This window comes from Bacillus sp. AFS029637, assembly GCF_002584985.1.
GTDB lineage: Bacteria > Bacillota > Bacilli > Bacillales > Bacillaceae_G > Bacillus_A.
The window spans coordinates 181,070-204,875 of sequence record NZ_NUPZ01000037.1 but is presented as its reverse complement, the minus strand read 5'-3'; the positions used below and the strand labels follow the sequence as shown (position 1 = coordinate 204,875).

The following is a 23,806-nucleotide window of genomic DNA, read 5'->3' as shown; positions in this document are numbered from 1 at the left end:
TTAAAAATTATTGTTCAACCACTTCCATATGAATAAAGGGGGGAATCATTTAATGAGTTATAATTTAGACGGAAATCTGAAAAGAAGTGCAAGTAAATTCCCAGACAGTATCGCTTATATCTATAGAGATAAAAGTGTTACTTATAGAGAACTAAATCAGCAGGTAGATCAATTGGCTGCTGGTTTGTCTGCCCGAGGAATTGGGAAGGGAGATGGGGTGGCTCTTTTATTAGGAAATAGTCCTGAATTTCTCATTACGTATTACGGCATTTTACGATTAGGTGCATTTGTTGTTCCGATGAATCCTTTGTATACGAAAGAGGAGATGAACTACATTTTAGATGATAGCCAAGTTAAAGCGGTTATTGCTCATGTATCTGTAGAACCGAAATTATCAGAAGTAAAGGAACAATTGAAAAATCTAATGCTAGTTATTTATACAGATGCCGAGGATCAGGAATGTACATGGGAGCATCTGATGGAAACAAACAATAATGTTTGGCTAAGCCCTTTCATTGATCAGGAAGACCTTGCAGTCATTTTATACACATCAGGAACAACAGGGAAACCAAAGGGTGCGATGTTATCACATCGGAATTTGGCTTCGAATGCAGATGCGATTTCAGAATTAATTGAGCTTCATGGTAAAGATTGTGTAGTAGCTGTTCTACCAATGTTTCATGTTTTTTGTATGACTATTTGTCTGAATGCACCAATTGCTTGCGGGGCAACTGTCCTGATCCTACCTAAATTCAGCCCTCTTGATGTAATCAATACCATTCGAGAAAAAAAGGCAACAGTGTTTGCTGGAGTTCCTACGATGTATAATTTTATCTTGCAATTGCCTGAATCCAAGGAGGAAGATTTCTTATCCGTTCGCTTGTGTATCTCAGGAGGTGCCTCGATTCCGGTCGAGCTGCTACAAAAATTTGAAAAAAAATATAATGTTTTTATCTTGGAAGGGTATGGTCTTTCAGAAACTGCTCCTCTTGTCGCTATTAATCCTTTAAAGGGAACCCGCAAACCAGGCTCTATCGGCCTAAATATACCAGGCCTCAAGAGCAAAATTGTCAATGAGGACGGAAAAGAATTGCCTAGAGGAGAAGTCGGAGAATTAGTAGTTCAAGGGCCAAACGTAATGAATGGATACTTGAGGATGCCGGAAGCTACATCAGCGGTCTTAATAGATGGATGGTTTTACACTGATGATCTAGCGACAATGGATGAAGAAGGATACATCTACATCGTGGATCGCAAGAAGGACATGATTATTGTTGGTGGATACAATGTATATCCTCGTGAAGTGGAGGAAGTTCTGTATCAACATCCTGCTGTTATAGAGGCGGCCGTAATCGGAGTTTCAGATGGAGAATACGAAGAAAAAGTAAAAGCTTATGTCGTAGTCAATGATGAACGAATCACCGTGAATGACATTATCCGATTTTGTCAGGATAAGCTGGTTAAGTACAAGCTTCCTAGCCAAGTGGAATTTTCTAAAGGGTTACCTAAGAACTCAACAGGGAAAATTTTGCGCAGAGAGTTAAGACAATTGATTGAAGTTAAGTAAGAAACTAACCATATTATTGAAGGAGGAATATGTATGTCGCTCATTTTAAAGGAAAAGGTTCAAGGACCAGTAGCGTGGAAAGGTATTGATTTAGCTAAAGATGATTCATGGGTTTATTATTTATCTGAGAAAACAATAGCATCTCTTGAAAGCGCTTTATTTCTTGTTAAACAAAAGGGTTTAAAAGCACCTAATTTTAACAAGGAAGACTTCCTGATTCCGGATCTCTCTGACGAAATTGCATACTTTGTGGAAGAGTTAGAGAATGGGAGGGGGTTTCTATTAATTCGTGGATTGCCAATGGAAAGGTATACGGATGAAGAAGTGAGCACTATTTATTGGGGGCTCGGACTTCACATGGGCATTCCGGTATCGCAAAACGCAAACGGTGATCTCTTAGGGCACGTCATTGATCAAGGTCTGAGTTTAGAAAATTCAAATGTACGCGGTTACCAAACGAAATTGCATCTGCCTTTTCACGCGGATGGATCTGATGTCGTCGGATTATTAAGTCTTCGAAAAGGGAAATCCGGGGGTTTCAGTAGTATCATAAGTTCAATGGCTGTTTATAATGAAATTCTTGAGAAGTACCCAGAGTATCTGGGAATTCTCTGTCGTCCATTCAACTTTGATCGACGTGGGGAGGAGTCACCAGGTGAATCACCAGTATTTACATCACCGATTTTTAGTTACTATGATGGTAAATTGAGCTGCAGATATGTCCGTACATTTATTGAATCAGCACAAGCGAAAACGGGTATCCATTTGTCAAAAGTTGAAATTGAAGCTTTAGACATACTGGATTCCATCCTTCATGATGAAAATATGCATTATAATATGATGCTGGAAGAAGGTGATATGCAATTCGTTAATAATTATACAGTTCTTCACTCACGTACTCAATATGAAGACTATGAAGAACAGGAACGAAAACGCCATTTATTAAGATTATGGCTCACGATGCCAAATGGCCGAGAAATTGCAAATGATTTCGCGATGTTTATTGATGAGAAAACAGGTAAAGCCGGTCGCGGTGGTATTCCAGTCCGTGGAAAAACATCTGGTGGTATTGTAGAAAACTTAAAGTAATTGAGTTTAAATCCGAAAGACTGACCTTTATAAACCAATTTATTACAACACCAATTGATTCATGTAATGGGGAACGCCTTTTCAGATGGTAGGAAAAGGTTTTCCCTTGATGGTAAAAATAGGGGGGATTTATACGTTGAGCACTCCAAAGTATTCTTGGATTATATTATTATTTCTAGTTGCTTCAGGTATGATCAATCAAGTTGATAAAATTGTTATTGGTTTGGTTTCCGTTCCCCTTATGAAAGAATTACATTTAAGCCCTTCACAATGGGGATTGGTAGGAAGTTCTTTCTTTTGGTTCTTTACTTTTTCTTCTATCATTCTTGGTGGTATGGCCGATTCCAAAAATACGAAAAAAATGTTAACTTGGATGTCACTTACATGGTTGATTGTTCAATTTCTTACACCTTTTGTTTCCACTCTGTCTCTATTAGTCTTTACAAGAATGATCTTGGGAGCAGGCGAGGGTCCAGCACCTGCCCTATCAACGGCAATAATGGGGAAATGGTTTCCGAAACACAGACATGGTATAGGTTTTGGGGCCGTTCTGTTAGGAACAACAGGCGGAGCAGCTATTGCTTCACCATTATTAATCTCTTTAATCGATCAATATGGATGGAGATCTGCTTTTATAGCTATGGGGATTGTTGGATTTGTTGTGCTAGTTTTATGGGCCATTTTCGGCAAAGAAAGTCCACAAGAAATTGGATTGCCTTCATTTCATCAAGAGGAGCAGCATTCATCAACCCTTTCTAAGGTTTCTTGGCGTCAGTTTCTTCCGCATCTTTTATCTAAAAATTTTGTGTTTACTGTTTTATGTGGAGGTTGTGCTTATTGGTTATTGTCCGTTCAAGCAATATGGTTTCCAGCGTATTTTACTAAAGTTCAACATTTTAATGGTCAAACATTAAAGTTAGCCGTGTCATTACCTTTTCTTTTCGCCGCCATTAGCCAAATCGGATTTTCCTTGCTATCAGACCGGATTTATCGCAAAACTGGGGATATTCGTAAAGCGCGAATAAATCTTGCCGGTTCCATGATGGTGCTATCTGCTCTTTGTGTATATCTAGCAAATGTTGTGAATTCTTCTGCTGTATCCATCCTGTTCTTCACCCTTGCTCCAGGTTTTGCGTATGTCATTCTTTCACTCGCGCCCGCAATATTTATGGATTTTTTTTCTCCTAAGAACATCGGAAAAGCCCAAGGGACGTTCATTGCTCTTGCAAGCTCAACAAGTATTATTGCTCCACTCGTATTCGGGTATTTCATCCAATATGCAGCGACTGAGGCAATGGGATATCGTTATGGATTTCAAGTAACTGCTTTTGGGATGTTCATAATCGGATTATTGTTTTGGATCGTTGTACGTCCCGCAAAGCAAGACAGCATAAAAATAAAAGCAGAGGAGCAAGTGAGTATTTAAAAGATATACAGCAAGTAAGGGCACAGTAATAACTTCAAAGAAGAATCGCCGTAGTTAGTGAATATATCAAATTGAGGTAAGGGGACCATAACTATGTTGATGGATAATGTAGCCAATGAATCTATTACTTAGTTTTTTGAAAGGGGTGTTTGTGTGATTGGATGCCGGTATATATTCATGCAACTTACTCGTGACATAAAAACTGAATATTCAATCTATTTTCTGATGTAAGTGTTATCGATGTTTCGGGAGATAGCGAGAGGTCAGGGGCAAGGAGCGATTAAGGAACTTCTCTTTTCTGCATTGTTAATGATAAAAAAATTCAGTCATCTTAAGTGGGAAAATAACCAAATTAATAAAGGAGGATTATTTATGTCGATCATTTTAAAGAGGGAAATTCAAGGGCGTTCAGTGTGGAAGGGTATTGAACTAGCTAAAGATGATTCATGGATTTATTATTTGTCCGAAAAAATGATTGCTGCACTTGAGAAGGCTGTATTACATGTTCAGCGTAAGGGATTAAAAGCACCTGAGTTTGGAAAAGAAGATTTTCAGATTCCGGATCTTGCTGACGAGATCACTTACTTTGTTGACGAGCTGGAAAATGGTAGAGGATTCCTATTGATTCGTGGATTGCCAATGGAACGTTATACTGATGAAGAAGCAAGTATCATTTACTGGGGGCTCGGACTTTACCTAGGTATTCCAATCATTCAAAGTAAAAAAGGTGACCTTTTAGGGCATATCAAAGACGTAGGTCTCGACTTTAAAAATACTAGTGTACGTGGTTACCAAACGAATGTACACCTTCCTTATCACACAGACCTCGCTGATGTAGTTGGCTTACTATGCCTTCGCAAAGCAAAATCTGGTGGTCTAAGTAGTATCGCAAGTTCTATGGCTATTTATAATGAAATTCTTGAGAATTATCCAGAATATCTTGGAATTCTTTATCGCCCATTCTTCCATGATCTTCGCGGGGAAGAAGTACAAGGTTCATCTCCAGTAGTTTCATCACCAATCTTTAGTTATTACAATGGTAAATTAAGCTGCAGATGGATACGAAATTATATCGAATCTGCACAAACGAAAACAGATGTTTCTTTGACGAAATTAGAAATCGAAGCATTTGATTTACTAGATTCCCTTACTCATGATAAGAACATGCATATTGATATGATGATGGAACCAGGTGATATGCAATTTGTTAATAATTATACAGTTATGCATTCACGCACAGTATTTGAAGATTATGAAGAAGATGACCGCAAACGTCATTTATTAAGATTGTGGCTTATGATGCCAAATGGTAGAAAAATTGCCCCAGATTTCGAGTTTTATATCGGAGGAGTACCTGTAAATAGATAAAGTGAAGCTTCTTATCAGTAGGGGCTTCATCCCCTGCTGATGGAAAGCTCATTACTGCCAGTTAATGCGGAATAAACAGCTAGTGAGAAGTAAAATCGTCATTTTTTCTTATATTAAGTTGTATGGTGATTTTATTCATCGAAATAAGGTGAATAAAATCACCATTGTATGTTTTTCAATGATGAAGTGAATGTGAAGGTTTCAGGACAGGAAGAAAGATTTAGGAAATATTCGGGTTAGTTTGAAAATAAATTGAAGTGAGGATGATGTTTCTTGGTAAATTTAGATCCGCAAGCAGAAAAGTTTTTACAAGCATGTAATCAGATGCCACCTATTCATACGATGGATCCTAAAGCAGTAAGAGATATGCTTTCCAACGCACCACGCCCTGCTGTAAAATTAGATCTGGTTTCAAAGGTAGAAAATTTAATGATACCGGTAAGTCAAGAGGAAGAAATCAAATGTAGGGTATACATACCGGAGGGGCAAGGTCCCTTCCCAATATTTATTTATTACCATGGTGGAGGATGGGTTCTAGGAGACATTGACGTGGTGGATGCAAGTTGCCGAATGATCGCAAATAGAACGGCTAGTATTGTCGTATCTGTTAACTATCGTCTCGCTCCAGAGTATAAGTTCCCTACTCCAGTTGAAGACGCATATGCGGCATTGGAATGGTTTTATGAAAATGGTTCCTCTTTTAACGGAGATGTTACTAGATTGGCAGTAGGGGGGGATAGCGTGGGTGGAAATCTAGCAACAGTAGTTACTATGATGGCGAGAGACAGAAAAGGCCCTAACATCACTGCACAAGTTTTAATTTATCCTGTGACCAATCTTGAGTTTAATACGGAATCCCACCAAACATTTGCAAAAGGATTTGGGCTAGATCGTGAACAGCTGGTTTGGTTCCGTGATCATTATTTAAGGAATGATGAGGACAAGAATAATGAATACGCTTCTCCTTTGGTTGCTGAAGATTTAAGTGGTCTCCCGCCCGCAATTGTAATCACCGCAGAAAACGATGTACTTCGGGATGAAGGAATGGCTTATGCGGAACGTCTGAAAAAATTTGGTGTGCAAGTTGAATATTCATGTGAACCTGGTATGATCCACGGCTTTTTTGCAAACATGGCTATTTTTTCTAAGAACATTGAATCAACGATTTCTAAGATTGATAAGTTCCTGAATACTGCTAAATATACAATAGGGATAGATTGAAATCGAAAAAGTTATAAAAAACGAGCCCCAGATTTTAGCGAGGCTCGTTTTTAAATACACTATTATTGGTAATCTAAGATACAATTACAATATCTAACCTAGCTTTTTAGTAAAAAACGGTATCTCCAATTCCACCGGTTACCGAAATGACATCACCAGTAATAGATGCTGCCAAAGGTGAAGCCAAGAAGGTAATGACATTAGCAATTTCTTCTACTGTAATCAGGCGGCCGATTGCATTGAGTGAGGCCATCTGACGCACAGCTTCTTCGTTAGTGACTCGATTTCTAAACATTTCAGTATCGACAATCCCTGGATAAACAGCATTGACGTTAATTCCATGCTTTCCTAACTCCAATGATGCAGATTTTGTTAAATGGACAACAGATGCATTACGTGGACCAGAACTAAAATAATTACCGCCAATTCTAGCAGCCAGACCACTTATACTTATAATGCGTCCCCAATTATTTTCAATCATATAGGGAGCTACAGCTCGGATACAACGAAAATAGCCCATATACTTTTCTTCAAAATCTTTCAAAATAAGTTCATCTTTAATACTATTAAAATCTTCTGGCTCAAAGCCCCCAACACGTGCGCCACTGTTGACTAAAATATCGATGCCTCCCATTGCCGCTGCTGATTTTTCAACTAAATTTAGAATGGAGTCAGGATCAGTGGTATCTGCCACAATCGGATAGATATTTCTTTTTGTTTCTTGGGCTAATTCCTCTGCCGTAATTTTTAGTGAGGACTCGTTTCTTGAACAAATCGTACAATCTACACCTTCCAGAGCCAATTGACGGGCAGTAGCTTTACCAATTCCGCGGCTTCCTCCAACAATAAGTGCTTTTTTTCCGGATAACTTTAAGTCCATATTTTAACCCCCTGTTTTGATTTAACCGTAAAAGATCAAACTTTGGAATAATCCCCTGAATATTGAATCATTTCTATTATTAATTTTACACATAAATTATAATTAAATAAAATTAAAGATTTTAATTTGTAAGTAAGTATTACTAATATAAAAAGTTATTTTGTAATTAATGAAAATAGGACCGATACCTTACTCTGTAAAATGTATCGGTCTTGTGCGATTGAATAGGCTCTTCAAGGGGAGGAGCATACCCCTATTCTCGTTTATCCCGCTATTTGTGTCTATCTCAAGGATGAGAGAAGCGAAGAAGATAGGTGGAGAGTTGTGTTTTGTGATTTCAACAATATATTGTAATTGTTTACTGCATATAACTGTATTCCTTTTGAATATTAGCGATATTTACTTACATATTAAAACTTTTAATTTTATTTATCTGAAAATTATGAATATAATCTAAATAACAATCCATGCGGTTGTATCGGTTGTTATTTAAAGCACTCTTGCATAGGCGGAGAAGGAGGACAGCACTTAAGAAGCTATAATTTATTTGACAAAGAATTTGAGAAGGGAGATGGAGTTGAAGTTGATCTTTTATTAGGAAACAATCTACAAAAATATGATAACGCTTTCACGTTTAGGGAGGCTTGCAGTAATTTTATACACATTATGAAGAACAAGAACGTAAACGTCATTTATTAAGATCATGGCTCACGATGCCAAACGGCCGAGAAGTTGCACGTGATTTAGCGATGTTTATAGATGAGAAGGCAGGTAAAGAAGGTCGCGGTGGTATTGTAGAAAACTTAAGGTAAGGGGAGATTGTTATATTGAACACCCCAAAATATTCTTGGATTATATTATTATTCCTAATTGCTTCAGGTATGATCAACCAAGTTGATAAAATTATCATTGGTTTGGTTTCCATCCCAGTAATGAAAGAGTTACATTTAAGTCCTTCGCAATGGGGGTTGGTGGGAAGTTCTTTCTTTTGGTTCTTCACTTTTTCCTCTATCATTCTTGGGGGCATGGCCGATTCCAAAAACACGAAAAAAATGTTAACTTGGATGTCGCTGGTATGGTTGATTGTTCAATTTATTACACCTTTTGTTTCTAGTCTATCTCTGCTAGTCTTTACAAGAATGATCTTAGGAGCAGGCGAAGGTGCAGCCCCTGCTCTATCAACGGCTATAGTTGGAAAATGGTTCCCAAAACATAGACATGGTATAGGCTTTGGTGCTGTTCTTTGTGGAGCCACAATTGGGCCTGCAATTGCTACACCATTATTAATCTCCTTGATCAATCAATATGGATGGAGATCTGCTTTTCTAGTCATGGGGATTGTTGGACTGATTGTATTAGTTTTATGGATCATTTTCGGTAAAGACAGTCCACAAGAAATCGGGTTGCCTTCATTTCATCAAGAGGAGCAGCATTCATCAACCCTCTCCAAGGTTTCTTGGCGTCAGTTTCTTCCGCATCTTTTATCTAAAAATTTTGTTTTTATTATTTTGTGTGGAGGTTGTGCCTATTGGCTATTGTCCGTTCAAGCTATATGGTTTCCGGCATACTTTACCAAAGTTCAACATTTTGATAATCAAACATTAAAAGTAGCTGTGTCGTTACCTTTTCTTTTCGCTGCCATTAGTCAAATTGGCTTTTCTATCCTATCAGACCGGATTTATCGCAAAACTGGGGATATTCGTAAAGCACGAATAAATGTTGCCGGTTCCACCATGGTGCTATCTGCTCTTTGTGTATATATAGCAAATGCCGTGAATTCAAGTGCTATATCCATTTTGTTTTTCACCCTTGCTCCAGGTTTTGCGTATGTCATTCTTTCACTTGCACCTGCAATATTGATGGATTTTTTTTCTCCAAAAAACATTGGAAAAGCACAAGGGGTTTACGTTGCTCTTGCAAGCTCAACAAGTATTATTGCTCCGCTCGTATTCGGGTATTTCATCCAGTATGCAGCGACTGAGGAAATAGGATATCGTTATGGATTTCAAGTAACTGCTTTGTGTATGTTCGTTATTGGATTACTGTTTTTGATTGTTGTACGTCCCGCGAATCAAAGTCATACAACAATAAAAGCAGAGGAGCAAGTAAGTATTTAAAAATTAATGATGGATCGGGGAAAGAAAGGAGTAAATATGAAAAGGAGGTTGCTAAATGGATCGTTGTGTACATTGTCATGAAGTATTAGCCATTATGGAACGGAATCGCAGCGAGTGTTGGAATTGTCAAGAGAAGATGTCCGAGACTTACTCGGATGATTATATTGAAGTAGAAGATGAAGTAAAAGAGGTTGTAAGACAGAATTTGGAGCTTCGCAGGTAGCAAAAAAAGCAAGTTATCTTCTGATCGAACCAACCTAAAAGAAATATTTAAGTACTTATGAATCACCAAATCAATTGGAATGATATCACCTTTTATGACAGGGTGATAATTTTTTATTACGAAATCAGGAGAACATGTAATGGCAAACTTCCAAAGGTGAATTAGAAAAAACTTCCATATTTATGGTCGTTGTTCAATATTGATACTGTACTCCTTTTTGAATATTAATAATATTTATTTGCACATTAAAATCTTTAATTTTATTTAATTATAACTTATGAGTATAATCCATAATATAGTAAGTTTTAAAAATTTCGAATATTAAAAATTTTAAAGGGGGTCTAGAATGTCATCTACACAATTGTTTGATTTAACAGGACAGACAGCAATGGTTACCGGAGGTGGTAGCGGGTTAGGGCGTGTAATGGCACTGGCGTTAGCTGAGGCCGGTGCAAATGTGATAGTTTGCTCACGTCGTATAGAAGTTTGCGAAGAAGTTGTGAAAGAAATCGAGGCGTTAGGAGGACAAGCACTTGCCTTATCATTGGATATAACAGTTCCTGAATCTATCGCTCAAGGTGTGGAGATAGCGGTTTCTCATTTTGGGAAAATCGAAATTTTAGTCAACAGTAGCGGCACGGTTTTTGAAACGCCTGCTACGGACATGCCTTTAACAGAATGGCAAGCTATGCTCGATACAAATGTGACAGGAACATTTTTAATGTGTCAGGCTGTAGGAAGACATATGATAGACAACGAATACGGAAAAATCATTAATATTTCTTCTTCAATCGGCTTTAAAGGTACTGACCCAGAAGCAGTAGATTCTGTAGGATATACAACAAGTAAGGGTGCAGTTATGACTTTAACGAAGGATCTTGCAGTTAAGTGGGGCCGCCATGGTGTACATGTGAATTCTATTGCTCCTGGAGTTTTCACTACTGGAATGAATAACCCAGAAATACCTGGAACACTTGTGCATAAGGCCGGTCCTATTATTGCCTCCCAAGTTCCAGTAAGGAGATTAGGTAGAGACAAAGATTTAGTAGGAGCAGTCCTTTATTTTGCTTCAGCAGCTTCTGATTATTGTACAGGACAAATATTGACTCTTGATGGGGGACTTGGTGCTAAGTAGGTCCCAAAAAAAATAATTAAACTTAATTCGTGAATATATCAAATTGAGGGTGTGAATTAGTAGAAGTTAATTATAAGTTAAAAATAATCACTTCACTTAATTTTTAATTATGAACACACTGAAAATGATAGATTCGCAGTAGTTAATCAACCGATTAATGTAAGCGTTATCAGCATGCTGATTTTAAAAAATAGAAAGAGGCGATATAAATGGGAAACGTAAAAAATGTAAAAGAGGTAGTGGCATTTCATGCTAATAATATTTGTCCAGATGATTTACCTTGGATTCCTTATTTTGGAGATGCGAAGTTTAAATTACTTAAGGCCAACCCAGTAACCGGACAGACGGTTACGCTATTAAAAGTCCCTGCGGCTATGCAACTTCCTGCTCATTTTCATCCTGGTACGGTCATTGTTTATACTGTCCAAGGCACTTGGAGATATCTTGAGGATCCTTGGGTTTCTAAAGCTGGTGATGTCGTTTATGAGCCAGCTGGCTCTTCACATACACCTCAAGCTGTAGGAGATGAAGAAGTTATTACGCTTAATATTGTTGAAGGAACATTAGATTATTTAGGTGAGAATGGGGAAATTATTGCCAGAGATAATTGGGAGTCATTTTTGAAAAAATACCATGAGCATTGCGCAGCTGAAGGAATTGAACCGGTCGATGTGACTAAGTTTTAAAAGATAGATTTGTAAAAAGAGAAGCTCGATGTTCACATGCGACGAGCTTCTCTTTTTGCTCTCTTAACTTTGAATAATTTTGGATTTAAGATGATGAATATATTTGTTGGCAAAAGTGGATAGATGTTTATTCTCTGATCGAACCATTCCTAAAGAAATATTTACAGTTCTATGATTCATCAAATCAACGGGAATGATATCACCATTGTTGACAGGGGGATAATTTTTCATTACGAAATCAGGAGCGAATGTAATAGCTAAACTTTCGATGATGGCTTGGAGAACTCCATCCATATTGTTTGATGTAAATAGAATTTTTAAGGGTTTATATTTATTAAAGAAATCTTGAACAAAATACTGCATAAATTCACCTTTATATGTAACGAGAGTTTGATCAAGTATATCATGAGGAGTTATGGTACCAAGAAACGCTAAGGGAGAATGCTTAGAAACATATACTTTCTGTTTCCCTTCAAATAGTGTTTCAAAAGCTATTCCTTCCATATTTACATTTAAATCGGGCGAATACGTAATCAGTCCGATGTCGGTCTTATGCTGTCGAATATCTTCAATTACAGCATGTCCACTTTTTTCGGTAACCTCCACATTTACATGTGGATATTCATGTCTAAAAGCAGCTATAGCTTTTACTAGAAACGTCGTCAATCCGGGTAAAGAAGATAACCTTAGTTCTCCCGCTTCCATGGAGTTGAATGAGCTGGCTGTCTCCTTTATTTCTTCAATTTTTCTCAGTACTCCGTAGGCAAGTTTTAGAATGATTCTACCTTCATCGGTTGGTACAGCACCGTGTCCTCGTGAGCGATTAAGGATCTTAACCCCTAACTCCTTTTCTAAGCTGGAAATGGATTGGCTAATCGTAGATTGGGTCACATGAAGATTCTGTGCTGCTTTAGTCAGAGAACTGTGTTTTGAGACCTCAATAATATATACTAATTGCTCAATGTTCATGACCGCTCCCCTTTTCGAATATTAGTATTACTTATTTACAGATTAAATTCTTTAATTTTATTTAATTATAATTTATAAGTATAATTGATAACAATAATAATTTTTATAAAATTTTGAAGATTCTAAAATAATTAAAACGATTGCTTGGTTTAACGGGACAAATATAGTTACTGAAGATAGTAGCAGGTTAACGGATCCTGAAAGCGTCTGTGTTAGTCAAGGAAGATGGCGAACGTTGTAGTATGTTCACGTCGTATAGGGGCTTACGAGAAAGGTGTGAAAGAAATCGAAGTATTAGGGAAACGAGCCCTTGTCCTGGCAATGGATGTAACAGATTCAAGTTAGAATAAAGCAATTTCTCATTGTTCAACTGGATAAATAAAACATGTGGAGGAGACGGATGACAACAGAAACTATTTTAATTACAGGTGCTACAAAAGGAATCGGTTTGGAATTCGCTAAAATTTTCGCAGGTCACAGCTATAACTTAGTGTTAGTTGCCAGAGACGCAACGTTGTTAGAGCAACAATCCGAGAATTTAAAAAAGGATTATGGTATACAAGTAAATACTTTTGCCGGCGATTTAGGCCACTATACAACGGTAGAGGGCCTGCATCGATACTTGAAAACTGAGGGAATTGACATTGATATATTGATTAATAATGCCGGAGCTGGCGGATTTGGATTCATGACGGAAGTGGATATTCAGAAGGAAATGGAATATTTGCAGCTAAATATGATTTCACTTACGTATTTAACCAGACTTTTTGCGGATGACATGGTGAAACGAAAGCAAGGTAAAATTTTAAACGTGGCTTCACTAGCAGCCTTTCAGCCAGTTCCACGAATGTCGATGTATGGAGCGAGTAAATCGTACGTCTTATCCTTTTCGGAAGCGATTGCTGAAGAACTGAAAGGAACTGGGGTTCAAGTTTCAGTATTATGTCCAAGCTTTACTAAAACAACACTCACGCAGCAATTCGCCGGAGCAGGAACGAAAGTGTTCAATAAGAACATGTTGGATCCGCAAATGGTTGCCAAGTGCGGCTTTGAAGGATTAATGAAGAATAAAAGGGTAATCATTCCGGGCTTTAAAAATAAACTCATGGCTAAATCTGTGGGCCTGCTGCCAAGGAAATGGGTAACCATCTATACCAGAAAACTTCTTGAGCAAAAAGTGTAAATAAACATAAAATTCCTATCTTTGAAAGAATGAGAGTTTTTACACGTATCACCCTTATATAATTTCTGTGGAAAATTGCACAATCGTGCTTAATTTAGTTGAATAGCAAAGCAGGGGCCATTCAATCGTTAAAGAGCGCTATCAAACCTTATACAATTTACGGAAAATAGTATGCTTACATTATGATTGGAGGCAGCTTCATGAAGCTGAAAAAAATTTTAAATGAATACAATCAATTCAAACGCGAAATGGAAATATCAGCGCAGAAATATGGATTAACTAACCAAAAAACCGTTGAATTCAGCCAAAAGTTAGATTTGGTGGTCAATGAATTTATGATGATAAAATATTCCGCAGTAAACAAACAGGAGTAACTTGGGTAGTAGCTTATGTCTAATAGTTGTTTCTAGAAATTATCTTTATTATATAAAACTGATAAAAATTGTTTCGAAAGAAAGTACAATAATTGTAGGCAGGCAGAAAAGATTAGTTAAAAGCCCTATAAAACAATTGAAAAATATTTCGATCTATTGGAATTAGATAATTGCAGAACAATTGAAGAAATGAAAGCCAGATAAACTTAAGAGGAAAGTGACTCCACAGAGTAAAGATTACTGTGAAATATTAATGAAGGGGTGACGTTATGTGGGTCTGTACCTCACACATGAAAGAAACATTACTATTGTTAGACACTCCCCATGTTAGCAAAGCTTCTTATCAAATTAAGTGTTCTATTTGTGATAATCTTGCTACTGCAAAAGTTTATTATACTCACAGAACTTACCATTATATTAAAAAACAATGCATGGATTCTTTATCAAAATCTTCTCCTATAAAATCTGGTTGATTAATTTTTGGAATACAATGTATATCAACTTATGAATAGACAGTCTACGACTATCTTAAAATGGACAATCCAAACATTCTGTATAAAGATAGGCTCTTTTGTTCGTTTTATATCCAGTACTCGTTTTGGGTTTTTCCTGCAAATAAAAAAGAGGTTAGCCCAAGTAGCTATTCAGCTACTTTTGGGTTTACCTCATTAAGTGATAGTAGATTCTTCACTAAGTTCCCCACGATAAAATAAGAAAATCCATATAAAACTAACGAAAATACAGCATATAGCTAACAGGCTACCAATAACTTGCGGAGAAAGAATCTCTAAAAGCCATCCCGTAAAATATCGGTGAAAATCAGAATCTTTTTTTAGAAAAACGATCTACAATTCCACCTATGAAAGGACTAAGAAGAAGCTGAGGCAACCCTTTACTTATAAAAGTGAGCGCTATCATAAACGGAGATTCCGTTATGCTATAGACGAATGTTAATAAAGCTACCGTATGAAACCAATCTCCAAGTACACTTAATGTTTGACCATAAAATAGTTTTTTGAAGTTTGTATTTGTTTTAAGAAGTGTGGAATAAGAAACTGATATAAAAGGTTAATCCTTATGTAATAATGATGCTTGAACTTGTTTTTTCCATTCGCTTAAATACACTTTCTCCTTTGTAGGAAGTTCAACTGGTAATTGTGCAATCAATTCTAAACTGTTTCCATCAGGATCGTTAAAGTATACGGAGGCATGTGCTAATTCCGGAAAAACAATGGGTTCAATTGGTTCCATTCCAAAGTCTTTTCGTGCTGAAATTCCTTTTTGATTTAGCCAATGTATCGCATTTTCTAAATCGTGTAAGCTTACTTGGAAGGCGATATGTCGTAAAGATGGGTGATAATTAACTTTGTATTCTGTTCCTTCCCAAAGGCCGAGCCAACTTTCATTTTCTTTAATCCAAAAGAAAGCAATATATTCTCCTCTTTTATATAATTTGAGCCCTAGTGATTCATAAAAAGATATAGATACTTCTAAGCTACGGACGGGTAAATGTGCTTCATAAAGACCTTTAATCATTGTAATCCTCCTCAGTAAAAATGTTTCTTATTCTATAGTAAACGATATTTTGTTAGGTGAAATCGCAAATAAGGGGTACATTCACTCATACGAAAGTATGAAAAAACAGCTCAAATATGAGCTGTTTTCATATAGTTTTTAGTTTTCTTACTGCATTCCTTTAGAGTTAGCGCAAAGGATATGATATGTTAATATCCGAATCCGCCGCCGCCACCCCAACAGCTACATCCGATAATGATTAGAAGGATGAATAGTACGATAAGCAAAGCAAATCCACCGCCGAAACCAGCGCAACTACCACCAAAGCTCATGTTTTTTCCTCCTCTTTAATAAATTAATCTATATAGTTCATGGACTACTATATACAGTATGTTTTTGTATAGAAAAGGAGCCAGTCTCATTTGTAATTAGACAAACGCCTGTAAGCTCATTTGGATTATATGTTTAGTTTGTTTATATAGTTATATACAAATGAAATGTTATATAATTTACAATTTGTTTATGAAAAATTGTAAAAAAAACCATTTTTATATTTTTTTATGTGGGAATTTGTACTATAATTTTACAAGTAATATTATGGGAAAAGGGAGTTTTTGTATAGAGATGGAGATGGGACAATTACAAAATAAAATAGAAAACAAAAAGAAAGAGTTAATTCAACTTGTTGCTAGACATGGATTGGATCATGATAAAGTTTTGTTATTTAGCCGAGATTTAGATATACTTATTAATAAGTTTATGAATGTAAAAGATAAGATGTATAAATGAAAATTTATAGTTTTTTATATTAAGATGTTTTATAAGTAAGGGGAGAACAGTAATTGGAACATTTACAAGAAGAGTTGTATAAACAAATAAAAGAAGAAAAGGGTACTGTTACAATTTTCTTAAAGAGTGGCGTTAGAATAGTAGGAGAAGTTGTTGGGATAGATAAATTTACAATTTTAATGTTAGTCGATGGAAAGCAACAACTTATTTACAAGCAAGCTGTATCAACAATAATGAAATAAGACANNTGTCTTATTTCATTATTGTTTGCAAGCTTCAACGTCAATGCCGGCAGCTATTAATTTTTTTTCGCCATCTTGCTCGATAATTTTTTGTAATTTAGATAGGAAAGAATCAAAGTTTGTATGTTTTGCTACTTGGAATGTCATTTTATGCTCAATTGGTAGCCACGTATCAATATCGGCTTCGTTATGCTGAATTTTCACCTCAAGTTTATCAAGTGCGTTAGCAACTTGTGCTTCGTACGTTTCTTTCGCTTCAAATTCCATCCATAAATCATATAATTCCTCGCCGAGAGAACCTGTTAATGTTTGTTTAATATTTAAAATTGCTTCTAGTTCATTTTTTTGTTTTTGTAATTGTAATTCGTGACTATTCATTGTATCAAAAGCTGGAATATCACCAGCTTCCGCTTCGACTAAATCGTGAATGATAACCATTTTAAGTAATTTTTCAATATTTACTTTTTGATCTAAATAAGGCTCAACTAAGATGGCCATTAGAGACATGCGCCACGTATGTTCAGCAACGCTTTCTTGACGTCCGTTAGAAAGCCAGCTATGTCGCATTTCGTATTTTAGTTTTTCTGCTAATGCAATGACTTGTAAAATGTTATGTTCCATCGTGATCCTCCTCATATTTCCATACCATAATTTTAATATGGAAATGAAATGTGTCAATTTTATGAGTATATTGCGATAAATAGATTATAAACGTATAATACATACTGTATGTAAAAACGTATTATTAAAATAAAAAAATGTTTTATGAAAATGAAAAGGAAAGGGCGAGAATATGGGAGACGAAAATCAAGTATTTGCTAGACCACAAAGAAGAAAAAGGAAGTTTGACATTTCTAGCCCGATTGGCATCATAATAGGTTTCGCCATTGTGATAGCGGCGATTATGCTTGGCGGCGGCGGAATAAAAGCTTTTAAAAACTTCTTAGACGTTTCATCTATTTTAATTGTCATTGGGGGAACAACAGCGACGATTGTTGTAGCATATCGACTTAGAGAAATAAAAAAATATACGAAAAGTATTTTCACTGTTTTACATAGAAGAGAAGAAGATTTAGAACAGTTAACGGATTTGTTTGTTGATTTTTTAAAAAAGTCTAAAAAATATGGTTTGCTTTCTTTAGAAGTTGATGGGGAGCAAGTAGACAATCCGTTTATTCAAAAAGGAATTCAACTCATGTTGAGCGGTTACGATGAAGAGGAATTAAAAGAAGTGTTAATGAAAGATGTAGAAACAGAAGTGTATGAATTAAGAAAAGGGGCAACTTTATTAGATAAAATTGGTGATTTTGCCCCAGCTTGGGGGATGATAGGAACTTTAATCGGTCTTATCATTATGCTTCAAAACTTGCAAGATACATCGCAAATTGGTACAGGGATGGCAGTTGCAATGTTAACGACATTGTATGGATCTGTACTTGCAAATATGATTGCAATACCTCTTGCCGAAAAGGTGTATCGTGGTATTGAAGATTTGTATACAGAGAAGAAGTTTGTAATTGAAGCCATTTCAGAATTGTATCGTGGACAAATTCCTTCTAAATTAAAATTAAAACTAGATACATATGTATACGAATCGAAGACAAAAAAAGTAAAACGAGCAGCCTAATATTTCAAGGAGTGGTATGATGAAAAAACGACCGCAAAAGGGATCGCCTCGTTGGATGACGACTTTTACAGATTTAACGATGTTATTATTAACTTTCTTTGTATTACTAGTTGCTACCTCAAAGCAAGATACAGTAAAATTATCAAAGATGCTTGAAAAGTTTAGTGACGCGGAGCAAGTTGATGCAAAAGTATTGGGAAATACAATACCAGATATTTCACATGAAAAAAATGATGAAAAAATGGTCTCAAAGAAGCGAATGGACGACTTGTATAAGAAGTTAAAAGCGTATGTAGATAATAACGGTATTAGTCAAGTGAATGTATACCGGGAGGATACAGGAGTAAGCATCGTTATAGTAGATAATTTAATATTTGATACGGGTGATGCGAACGTTAAACCAGAAGCAAAAGAGATAATTAGTCAATTAGTTGGATTTTTCCAATCGTTACCAAATCCGATTGTTGTGGAAGGACATACAGATAGTAGACCAATCCATAATGAAAAGTTTCCTTCTAACTGGGAGTTATCTTCAGCAAGAGCGGCTAATATGATACACCACTTAATCGAGGTGTATCATGTGGATGATAAAAGATTAGCTGCGGTAGGATATGCAGATACAAAGCCAGTTGTACCAAATGATTCACCGCAAAATTGGGAGAAAAACCGTCGCGTTGTCATTTATATAAAAGAATAGTATATTATTTTAATAATAATATAATAAAAATACAGAAATTCTTTTAAAAAATATTAAATTTTATCGTTTTATTTTGTATAATGAGTGAGAATGATAAGGTGAAATATTAAGATATTTTTATACATAGAAGGAGAGAGTCTAAAAGAATGGCATATAAAATTTTAGTTGTAGACGATGCGATGTTTATGCGAACGATGATTAAAAACTTATTAAAAAGTAAGGCTGAATTTGAAGTTATCGGTGAAGCGGAGAATGGAATAGAAGCAATTCAAAAGTATAAAGAGCTTCAACCTGATATTGTAACATTAGATATTACTATGCCGGAAATGGACGGACTTGAAGCATTAAAAGAAATTATGAAAATTGATGCGAGTGCAAAAGTTGTTATTTGTTCTGCGATGGGACAACAAGGGATGGTATTAGATGCAATTAAAGGCGGAGCAAAAGACTTTATTGTAAAGCCATTCCAAGCGGATCGTGTAATCGAAGCTTTAACAAAAGTAGCAAACAGCTAATATAAAAGGGGTGCCACAAGGAATCAAACAATGATAGCGGATAGACGTGTGGTCCCCTTTTTTCTCGTTATAAAACACTAAATTGTTATACATAAATGAAATGTTTGTTAGACAGGTAGGGGATTAAAATGCAAACAGATCTATTAAATATATTTTTTGAAGAATCAGAAGAACATTTACAGTCGCTAAATGAAAATGTGCTAATTTTAGAACAGAATCCTGCTGATATGGGTGTAGTTGGAGAAATATTTCGTTCAGCTCATACATTTAAAGGTATGTCTGCAAGTATGGAATTTACGGAAATGGCGGATTTAACGCATAAAATGGAAAATGTGTTAGATGAAATCCGTCATGGGAATATAGTGATAAATGCGAATATTATTGATGTGATTTTTGAGTGCATTGATAACTTGGAGAAGATGGTTGCAGATGTGCAACAAGGCGGAATGGGTAATATTGATGTTGCATCGACTAAGCAAAAATTAGAAGAGCTATTGAATGGTGATGTAGAAACTTCTACAGACCATGTAGAGACCAATCGTATAAGTAACGAGAATGTAGTTTCGCATGAAGTACACATAACTGTTGAACAGCAAGCGATTTTAAAAGCAGTACGTGCCATTATGTGTATTGAAGCACTGCAAAATTTAGGTAATATACAAAAAATAGTTCCAAGTATTGAAGAAATCGAAGCGGATGCTTTCGGATTTGAGTTCACAGTATTTATGAATACGGATCGTAGTGTAGAAGAATTGAAACAAGTAGTACTTCATGTTTCTGAAATTGATAAAGTAGAAGTAAAGCAAGGGGACTCTTCGCAGGAAGTCGTTGTACAGGAATTTGTGCAAGTAGAAGAAATGATACAACCTGCTGTGGTTGCGCAGTTGGAAACACCTATAGAGGCGGCGGTGCAACCTGCTGTGGTTACGCAGTTAGAAACATCTATAGAGACGGTGACCCAACCTACGAGTGCTAAGCCAGCTAAAAGCACAATGAAAACGAAAAATGGTAAAGTGGAGAATCGTTCCATTCGTGTTCAATTAGAGAAAATTGAAAGATTAATGAATATGTTTGAAGAAAGCGTAATTGAGCGTGGGCGCATTGATGAATTGGCACAAACAATTCAAAACAAGGAATTAATTGAGCATTTAAATCGATTAGGTGATATTTCAAAGGATATTCAAAATGTATTACTAAATATGCGTATGGTGCCGATTGAAACTGTTTTTAACCGTTTCCCGCGTATGGTACGTATGTTAGCGAAAGATCTAGGGAAGAAAATTGATTTACAAATTACAGGTGAAGATACTGAAGTTGATAAAATTGTTATTGATGAAATCGGTGATCCACTTGTTCATTTAATTCGTAATGCGATTGATCATGGTATTGAAACTGTTGAACAACGTCGCGATACAGGTAAAAACGAGACAGGCACGATTAAATTAGAGGCTTTTCATAGTGGAAATCATGTCGTGATTCAAATTACTGATGATGGAAATGGTATTTATAAAGGAAAAGTATTAAAAAAAGCGATTAAAAATGGTGTTGTAACAGAAGCAGAGGCAAATAAATTAACAGACCGCGAAGTGTTTGATCTCATCTTCCAACCAGGATTTAGTACAGCTGAAGTCGTATCGGATCTTTCAGGACGTGGTGTGGGATTAGATGTGGTGAAGCATACAATCCATAGTTTAGGTGGGCATTTGATTATTGATTCTGAAGAAGGAAAAGGAAGTACATTTAGAATTGAACTTCCTTTAACATTATCTATTATTCAATCGATGCTTGTTCAAACGAATGATAAGCGTTATGCTTTACCTCTTGGAAATATTGTTGAAGCAATTCGAATTAAGAGAGAAGACATTCAATCCTTACAAGGGAAAGATGTATTAAACTATCGCAATCAAATTATTGAAGTGAAGCATTTAAGTACTGTATTTGGTGAAAAAACAGTAGATGAGGCGTTTGAGTCATATGATAGTCAAATGGTTCCTGTGTTAATTGTTCGTAATACACATCGCAGCTATGGACTTATTGTAAACACAATTATCGGTCAAAGAGAAATAGTCTTAAAATCATTAGGTGACTTCTTTGCAGAGAGCTCTAACTATTTCTCTGGCGCGACGATTCTCGGTGATGGACGAGTGGTCCTCATTTTAAACCCAGAAGGTTTATAATAGGAATGAAGGAAGGCTCCCCACTTGTATATAATTGGGGAGCCTTTTGGTTTATTACGAACATGAAAAAATGAATCGCATGAATGTGGAAAAAAATGCATAGTAACGATTCGTATAATAAGTTTGCTAAAATATAATAATTGAGAATTTATCCCGCTATTTTCCGGGCAGTAAGACCCCCTAGCTCAAAATCCGGAGAGTGCGATGGAGTTAGGCGGAAGATAATGGCCTGAATGGTGTGAGCTAATAATTATTGGGGGATGAAGAAACCCCTACTGATTAAAGTTTCACTTTATATTATTAGATGGAAAACAGAAATGAGGAGGCGGGGAAAATGCCAGAGCAACACACACAAGGGGATACAAGTACAATTGTGCTAGAGAAAGAAAAGGTGCATTTAACGTCTCAAGAATGCGATATTCTTGGTGAAATCGCAAATATATCATTCGGTTCAGCTTCGACAGTTTTATCAATAATTTTAAATAGGCAAGTAAGTATAACTGCTCCTCATGTAGAGTTAGTAGATTTATATGATACAAGTGATGTTGAAGTTCCTCATGTTGTATTAAATATTCATTTCACAAAAGGCTTAGATATGGAAAATCTACTTGTCCTCCAGCAAGATGTTGCGTTATCCATTGCTGATTTAATGATGATGGGGACAGGTGAAGTGGAAGAAGGAAAAGAACTTGGTGAATTAGAACTAAGTGCTGTACAAGAAGCGATGAATCAAATGATGGGATTCGCAGCTACATCTATGTCGGAATTCTTCCAAGATGCAGTAGATATGTCTCCACCGACGATTAAAGTTGTAAAATTATCAGAAGAAATGGAGAAAATCTCTGGAATAAATGGAAGTAACATGATTGTTAAAGTGTCGTTTGATCTAAAAATAGATAATCTTGTAAACTCTAAATTAGTGCAAATTGTTTCAGTTGAACATACGAAACAAATGATAAATAAATTATTGCAATTATCTAGTGAAGTGGAAGAAATAAATGAGCCGGCGGAAATTGTGGGAACTGAGATTGCAGAAGAGCATGTTAAAAAAGAGCAGTTAACGCAAGAAGAGAAAGATGTGCTAGGTGAAATTGCAAATATATCAATTGGTTCAGCCTCAACAGTATTATCAACACTATTAAATCAGCCAGTCACTATTAGTACACCACACGTAGAGGCGATTAATGTTCGTCATTATGATGGGGTACCTGTACCATTCGTCATTTTAAATGTCGATTTTGTTGAAGGATTAAAAAATGAGAACGTATTCGTATTTACGAAAGATGTTGCTTTAACAATGGTAGATTTGATGATGATGGGGACAGGAGAAATTGACCCGGAGAAAGAGCTAAGTGAATTAGAGTTAAGTGGTATTAAAGAAATTATGAATCAAATGATGGGGCATGCGGCAACTGCCATGTCAGAAATGTTTAAAGAAAAAATGGATATGACACCACCAGAAGTTAAATTTGTGACGCTGCGAGAAGAAATGGAATATTTGGGAGAAGCTATGGAAGGCGATGAGCTTGTTCAAATTACATTCAACATTGAAATTGGTGATTTACTTCAATCGAAAATGTATCAAATTTTACCGATTTCAGAGGCGAAAGAAATGGTGAGACGACTTCTATATCCAATGGTGGAAGGACAAGAAGAAAAGATTGAGGAAGAAATAGAAGAGGAAGAAATTGTAGCACCTGTTGTACAACCTATTGAGTTTAAAGAAGTGAAACAAATTGAGCCAGTATATATGGATACATCCATCTTACAAAATGTAGAAATGAATGTGAAATTTGTATTTGGAAGTACTGTGAAAACAATTCAAGATATATTAAGTTTACAAGAAAATGAAGCGGTTGTACTGGATGAAGATATTGACGAACCGATTCAAATTTATGTAAATGATATATTAGTGGCGTATGGTGAACTTGTAAATGTAGATGGATTTTTCGGAGTGAAAGTGACAAAAACGTTGTAAGGCGTTGAAATAGGAGTTTGAACAAGTA

At 36.1% G+C, this 23,806-nt stretch carries 23 protein-coding genes and 1 pseudogene; 18 read left to right on the top strand and 6 right to left on the bottom strand.

Translation table 11 applies throughout. The annotated features are described in order from the left end of the window. The first annotated feature begins 52 nt into the window (after window positions 1-52). From COE49_RS20240 to COE49_RS20220, 5 genes are all read left to right on the top strand, one after another. Window positions 53-1,567 (top strand): long-chain-fatty-acid--CoA ligase, encoded by a 1,515-nt coding sequence (locus tag COE49_RS20240; RefSeq protein ID WP_098252647.1) that lies wholly within the window; start codon window positions 53-55, stop codon window positions 1,565-1,567. 33 nt (window positions 1,568-1,600) lie between these two features. Further along, complete coding sequence (locus tag COE49_RS20235; protein ID WP_088231094.1) at window positions 1,601-2,656, top strand: TauD/TfdA family dioxygenase; 1,056 nt, start codon at window positions 1,601-1,603, stop codon at window positions 2,654-2,656. A gap of 136 nt (window positions 2,657-2,792) precedes the next feature. Next, a complete protein-coding gene (locus COE49_RS20230; protein WP_255294756.1) occupies window positions 2,793-4,082 on the top strand; it encodes an MFS transporter in 1,290 nt (429 codons plus the stop codon). A gap of 372 nt (window positions 4,083-4,454) precedes the next feature. Further along, window positions 4,455-5,450, top strand: a complete 996-nt coding sequence (locus tag COE49_RS20225; RefSeq protein WP_098946035.1) for a TauD/TfdA family dioxygenase — start codon at window positions 4,455-4,457, stop codon at window positions 5,448-5,450. 273 nt (window positions 5,451-5,723) lie between these two features. Beyond that, window positions 5,724-6,671 carry an alpha/beta hydrolase gene (locus COE49_RS20220; protein ID WP_098357154.1) on the top strand — a complete coding sequence of 316 codons (948 nt, stop codon included), beginning with the start codon at window positions 5,724-5,726 and terminating at the stop codon, window positions 6,669-6,671. Between the two features lie 106 nt (window positions 6,672-6,777). On the opposite strand, the gene COE49_RS20215 is transcribed toward COE49_RS20220, so the two are convergent. After that, the gene (locus COE49_RS20215) at window positions 6,778-7,551 is read right to left on the bottom strand and encodes an SDR family NAD(P)-dependent oxidoreductase (protein WP_088231098.1); all 774 of its coding nucleotides are present in this window, start codon (window positions 7,549-7,551) and stop codon (window positions 6,778-6,780) included. An 827-nt stretch (window positions 7,552-8,378) separates the two neighbouring features. Between COE49_RS20215 and COE49_RS20210 the strand changes: the two genes are divergently transcribed. The 4 genes from COE49_RS20210 to COE49_RS20200 all read left to right on the top strand — a co-directional run bounded on the left by COE49_RS20210 (window position 8,379) and on the right by COE49_RS20200 (window position 11,712). Next, complete coding sequence (locus COE49_RS20210) at window positions 8,379-9,668, top strand: MFS transporter (protein ID WP_088231099.1); 1,290 nt, start codon at window positions 8,379-8,381, stop codon at window positions 9,666-9,668. Window positions 9,669-9,723: 55 nt separating this feature from the next. Further along, window positions 9,724-9,891: a hypothetical protein gene (locus tag COE49_RS27705; RefSeq protein ID WP_170933768.1), complete on the top strand. Its 168-nt coding sequence runs from the start codon at window positions 9,724-9,726 to the stop codon at window positions 9,889-9,891. Between the two features lie 346 nt (window positions 9,892-10,237). After that, the gene (locus COE49_RS20205; RefSeq protein ID WP_088231100.1) at window positions 10,238-11,026 is read left to right on the top strand and encodes an SDR family NAD(P)-dependent oxidoreductase; all 789 of its coding nucleotides are present in this window, start codon (window positions 10,238-10,240) and stop codon (window positions 11,024-11,026) included. A gap of 209 nt (window positions 11,027-11,235) precedes the next feature. Then, on the top strand, window positions 11,236-11,712 hold the full coding sequence (locus COE49_RS20200; protein WP_000528732.1) for a 2,4'-dihydroxyacetophenone dioxygenase family protein: 477 nt from the start codon (window positions 11,236-11,238) through the stop codon (window positions 11,710-11,712). A 63-nt stretch (window positions 11,713-11,775) separates the two neighbouring features. Here COE49_RS20200 and COE49_RS20195 read toward each other — a convergent pair whose 3' ends face one another. Then, the gene (locus COE49_RS20195) at window positions 11,776-12,681 is read right to left on the bottom strand and encodes a LysR family transcriptional regulator (RefSeq protein ID WP_001019663.1); all 906 of its coding nucleotides are present in this window, start codon (window positions 12,679-12,681) and stop codon (window positions 11,776-11,778) included. A gap of 400 nt (window positions 12,682-13,081) precedes the next feature. Here COE49_RS20195 and COE49_RS20190 point away from each other — a divergent pair, with 400 nt between their 5' ends. After that, the gene (locus tag COE49_RS20190; protein ID WP_088231101.1) at window positions 13,082-13,864 is read left to right on the top strand and encodes an SDR family NAD(P)-dependent oxidoreductase; all 783 of its coding nucleotides are present in this window, start codon (window positions 13,082-13,084) and stop codon (window positions 13,862-13,864) included. 200 nt (window positions 13,865-14,064) lie between these two features. Continuing rightward, window positions 14,065-14,238 (top strand): aspartyl-phosphate phosphatase Spo0E family protein, encoded by a 174-nt coding sequence (locus tag COE49_RS20185; protein WP_098357153.1) that lies wholly within the window; start codon window positions 14,065-14,067, stop codon window positions 14,236-14,238. A 799-nt stretch (window positions 14,239-15,037) separates the two neighbouring features. On the opposite strand, the pseudogene COE49_RS20175 reads toward COE49_RS20185, so the two are convergent. From COE49_RS20175 to COE49_RS20165, 3 genes and pseudogenes are all read right to left on the bottom strand, one after another. Continuing rightward, window positions 15,038-15,300, bottom strand: a pseudogene (locus tag COE49_RS20175) (MFS transporter); the annotation flags it as partial. A gap of 6 nt (window positions 15,301-15,306) precedes the next feature. Further along, window positions 15,307-15,774 (bottom strand): VOC family protein, encoded by a 468-nt coding sequence (locus COE49_RS20170; protein ID WP_088231102.1) that lies wholly within the window; start codon window positions 15,772-15,774, stop codon window positions 15,307-15,309. A 188-nt stretch (window positions 15,775-15,962) separates the two neighbouring features. Beyond that, window positions 15,963-16,085, bottom strand: a complete 123-nt coding sequence (locus COE49_RS20165; RefSeq protein ID WP_000007806.1) for a YjcZ family sporulation protein — start codon at window positions 16,083-16,085, stop codon at window positions 15,963-15,965. Between the two features lie 238 nt (window positions 16,086-16,323). Here COE49_RS20165 and COE49_RS20160 point away from each other — a divergent pair, with 238 nt between their 5' ends. Both COE49_RS20160 and hfq read left to right on the top strand, forming a co-directional pair. After that, complete coding sequence (locus COE49_RS20160; protein ID WP_098252650.1) at window positions 16,324-16,542, top strand: aspartyl-phosphate phosphatase Spo0E family protein; 219 nt, start codon at window positions 16,324-16,326, stop codon at window positions 16,540-16,542. A 53-nt stretch (window positions 16,543-16,595) separates the two neighbouring features. Then, a complete protein-coding gene (hfq, locus tag COE49_RS20155) occupies window positions 16,596-16,784 on the top strand; it encodes an RNA chaperone Hfq (RefSeq protein ID WP_088231104.1) in 189 nt (62 codons plus the stop codon). An 18-nt stretch (window positions 16,785-16,802) separates the two neighbouring features. On the opposite strand, the gene COE49_RS20150 is transcribed toward hfq, so the two are convergent. Beyond that, entirely contained in the window at window positions 16,803-17,405 is a 603-nt protein-coding gene (locus tag COE49_RS20150) for an HD domain-containing protein (RefSeq protein WP_025688340.1), read from the bottom strand. 172 nt (window positions 17,406-17,577) lie between these two features. On the opposite strand from COE49_RS20150, the gene COE49_RS20145 reads away from it, so the two are divergent. From COE49_RS20145 to COE49_RS20125, 5 genes are all read left to right on the top strand, one after another. Then, window positions 17,578-18,411, top strand: a complete 834-nt coding sequence (locus COE49_RS20145) for a MotA/TolQ/ExbB proton channel family protein (protein ID WP_098946033.1) — start codon at window positions 17,578-17,580, stop codon at window positions 18,409-18,411. Between the two features lie 19 nt (window positions 18,412-18,430). Next, window positions 18,431-19,108 carry an OmpA family protein gene (locus tag COE49_RS20140; RefSeq protein ID WP_088231106.1) on the top strand — a complete coding sequence of 226 codons (678 nt, stop codon included), beginning with the start codon at window positions 18,431-18,433 and terminating at the stop codon, window positions 19,106-19,108. A gap of 146 nt (window positions 19,109-19,254) precedes the next feature. Then, window positions 19,255-19,623 (top strand): response regulator, encoded by a 369-nt coding sequence (locus COE49_RS20135; protein ID WP_088231107.1) that lies wholly within the window; start codon window positions 19,255-19,257, stop codon window positions 19,621-19,623. A gap of 128 nt (window positions 19,624-19,751) precedes the next feature. Beyond that, on the top strand, window positions 19,752-21,800 hold the full coding sequence (locus COE49_RS20130) for a chemotaxis protein CheA (protein WP_098357149.1): 2,049 nt from the start codon (window positions 19,752-19,754) through the stop codon (window positions 21,798-21,800). 334 nt (window positions 21,801-22,134) lie between these two features. Next, the gene (locus COE49_RS20125) at window positions 22,135-23,778 is read left to right on the top strand and encodes a flagellar motor switch protein (protein ID WP_098357148.1); all 1,644 of its coding nucleotides are present in this window, start codon (window positions 22,135-22,137) and stop codon (window positions 23,776-23,778) included. Window positions 23,779-23,806: the final 28 nt, after the last annotated feature.

Excerpts from the sequence above, each read along its gene's own strand:
- COE49_RS20240 (WP_098252647.1), top strand. The coding sequence starts at position 53 with ATGAGTTATAATTTAGACGGAAATCTGAAAAGAAGTGCAAGTAAATTC.
- COE49_RS20235 (WP_088231094.1), top strand. The coding sequence starts at position 1,601 with ATGTCGCTCATTTTAAAGGAAAAGGTTCAAGGACCAGTAGCGTGGAAA.
- COE49_RS20225 (WP_098946035.1), top strand. The coding sequence starts at position 4,455 with ATGTCGATCATTTTAAAGAGGGAAATTCAAGGGCGTTCAGTGTGGAAG.
- COE49_RS20215 (WP_088231098.1), bottom strand. The coding sequence starts at position 7,551 with ATGGACTTAAAGTTATCCGGAAAAAAAGCACTTATTGTTGGAGGAAGC.
- COE49_RS27705 (WP_170933768.1), top strand. The coding sequence starts at position 9,724 with ATGGATCGTTGTGTACATTGTCATGAAGTATTAGCCATTATGGAACGG.
- COE49_RS20205 (WP_088231100.1), top strand. The coding sequence starts at position 10,238 with ATGTCATCTACACAATTGTTTGATTTAACAGGACAGACAGCAATGGTT.
- COE49_RS20200 (WP_000528732.1), top strand. The coding sequence starts at position 11,236 with ATGGGAAACGTAAAAAATGTAAAAGAGGTAGTGGCATTTCATGCTAAT.
- COE49_RS20195 (WP_001019663.1), bottom strand. The coding sequence starts at position 12,681 with ATGAACATTGAGCAATTAGTATATATTATTGAGGTCTCAAAACACAGT.
- COE49_RS20190 (WP_088231101.1), top strand. The coding sequence starts at position 13,082 with ATGACAACAGAAACTATTTTAATTACAGGTGCTACAAAAGGAATCGGT.
- COE49_RS20185 (WP_098357153.1), top strand. The coding sequence starts at position 14,065 with ATGAAGCTGAAAAAAATTTTAAATGAATACAATCAATTCAAACGCGAA.
- COE49_RS20170 (WP_088231102.1), bottom strand. The coding sequence starts at position 15,774 with ATGATTAAAGGTCTTTATGAAGCACATTTACCCGTCCGTAGCTTAGAA.
- COE49_RS20165 (WP_000007806.1), bottom strand. The coding sequence starts at position 16,085 with ATGAGCTTTGGTGGTAGTTGCGCTGGTTTCGGCGGTGGATTTGCTTTG.
- COE49_RS20150 (WP_025688340.1), bottom strand. The coding sequence starts at position 17,405 with ATGGAACATAACATTTTACAAGTCATTGCATTAGCAGAAAAACTAAAA.
- COE49_RS20145 (WP_098946033.1), top strand. The coding sequence starts at position 17,578 with ATGGGAGACGAAAATCAAGTATTTGCTAGACCACAAAGAAGAAAAAGG.
- COE49_RS20140 (WP_088231106.1), top strand. The coding sequence starts at position 18,431 with ATGAAAAAACGACCGCAAAAGGGATCGCCTCGTTGGATGACGACTTTT.
- COE49_RS20135 (WP_088231107.1), top strand. The coding sequence starts at position 19,255 with ATGGCATATAAAATTTTAGTTGTAGACGATGCGATGTTTATGCGAACG.
- COE49_RS20130 (WP_098357149.1), top strand. The coding sequence starts at position 19,752 with ATGCAAACAGATCTATTAAATATATTTTTTGAAGAATCAGAAGAACAT.
- COE49_RS20125 (WP_098357148.1), top strand. The coding sequence starts at position 22,135 with ATGCCAGAGCAACACACACAAGGGGATACAAGTACAATTGTGCTAGAG.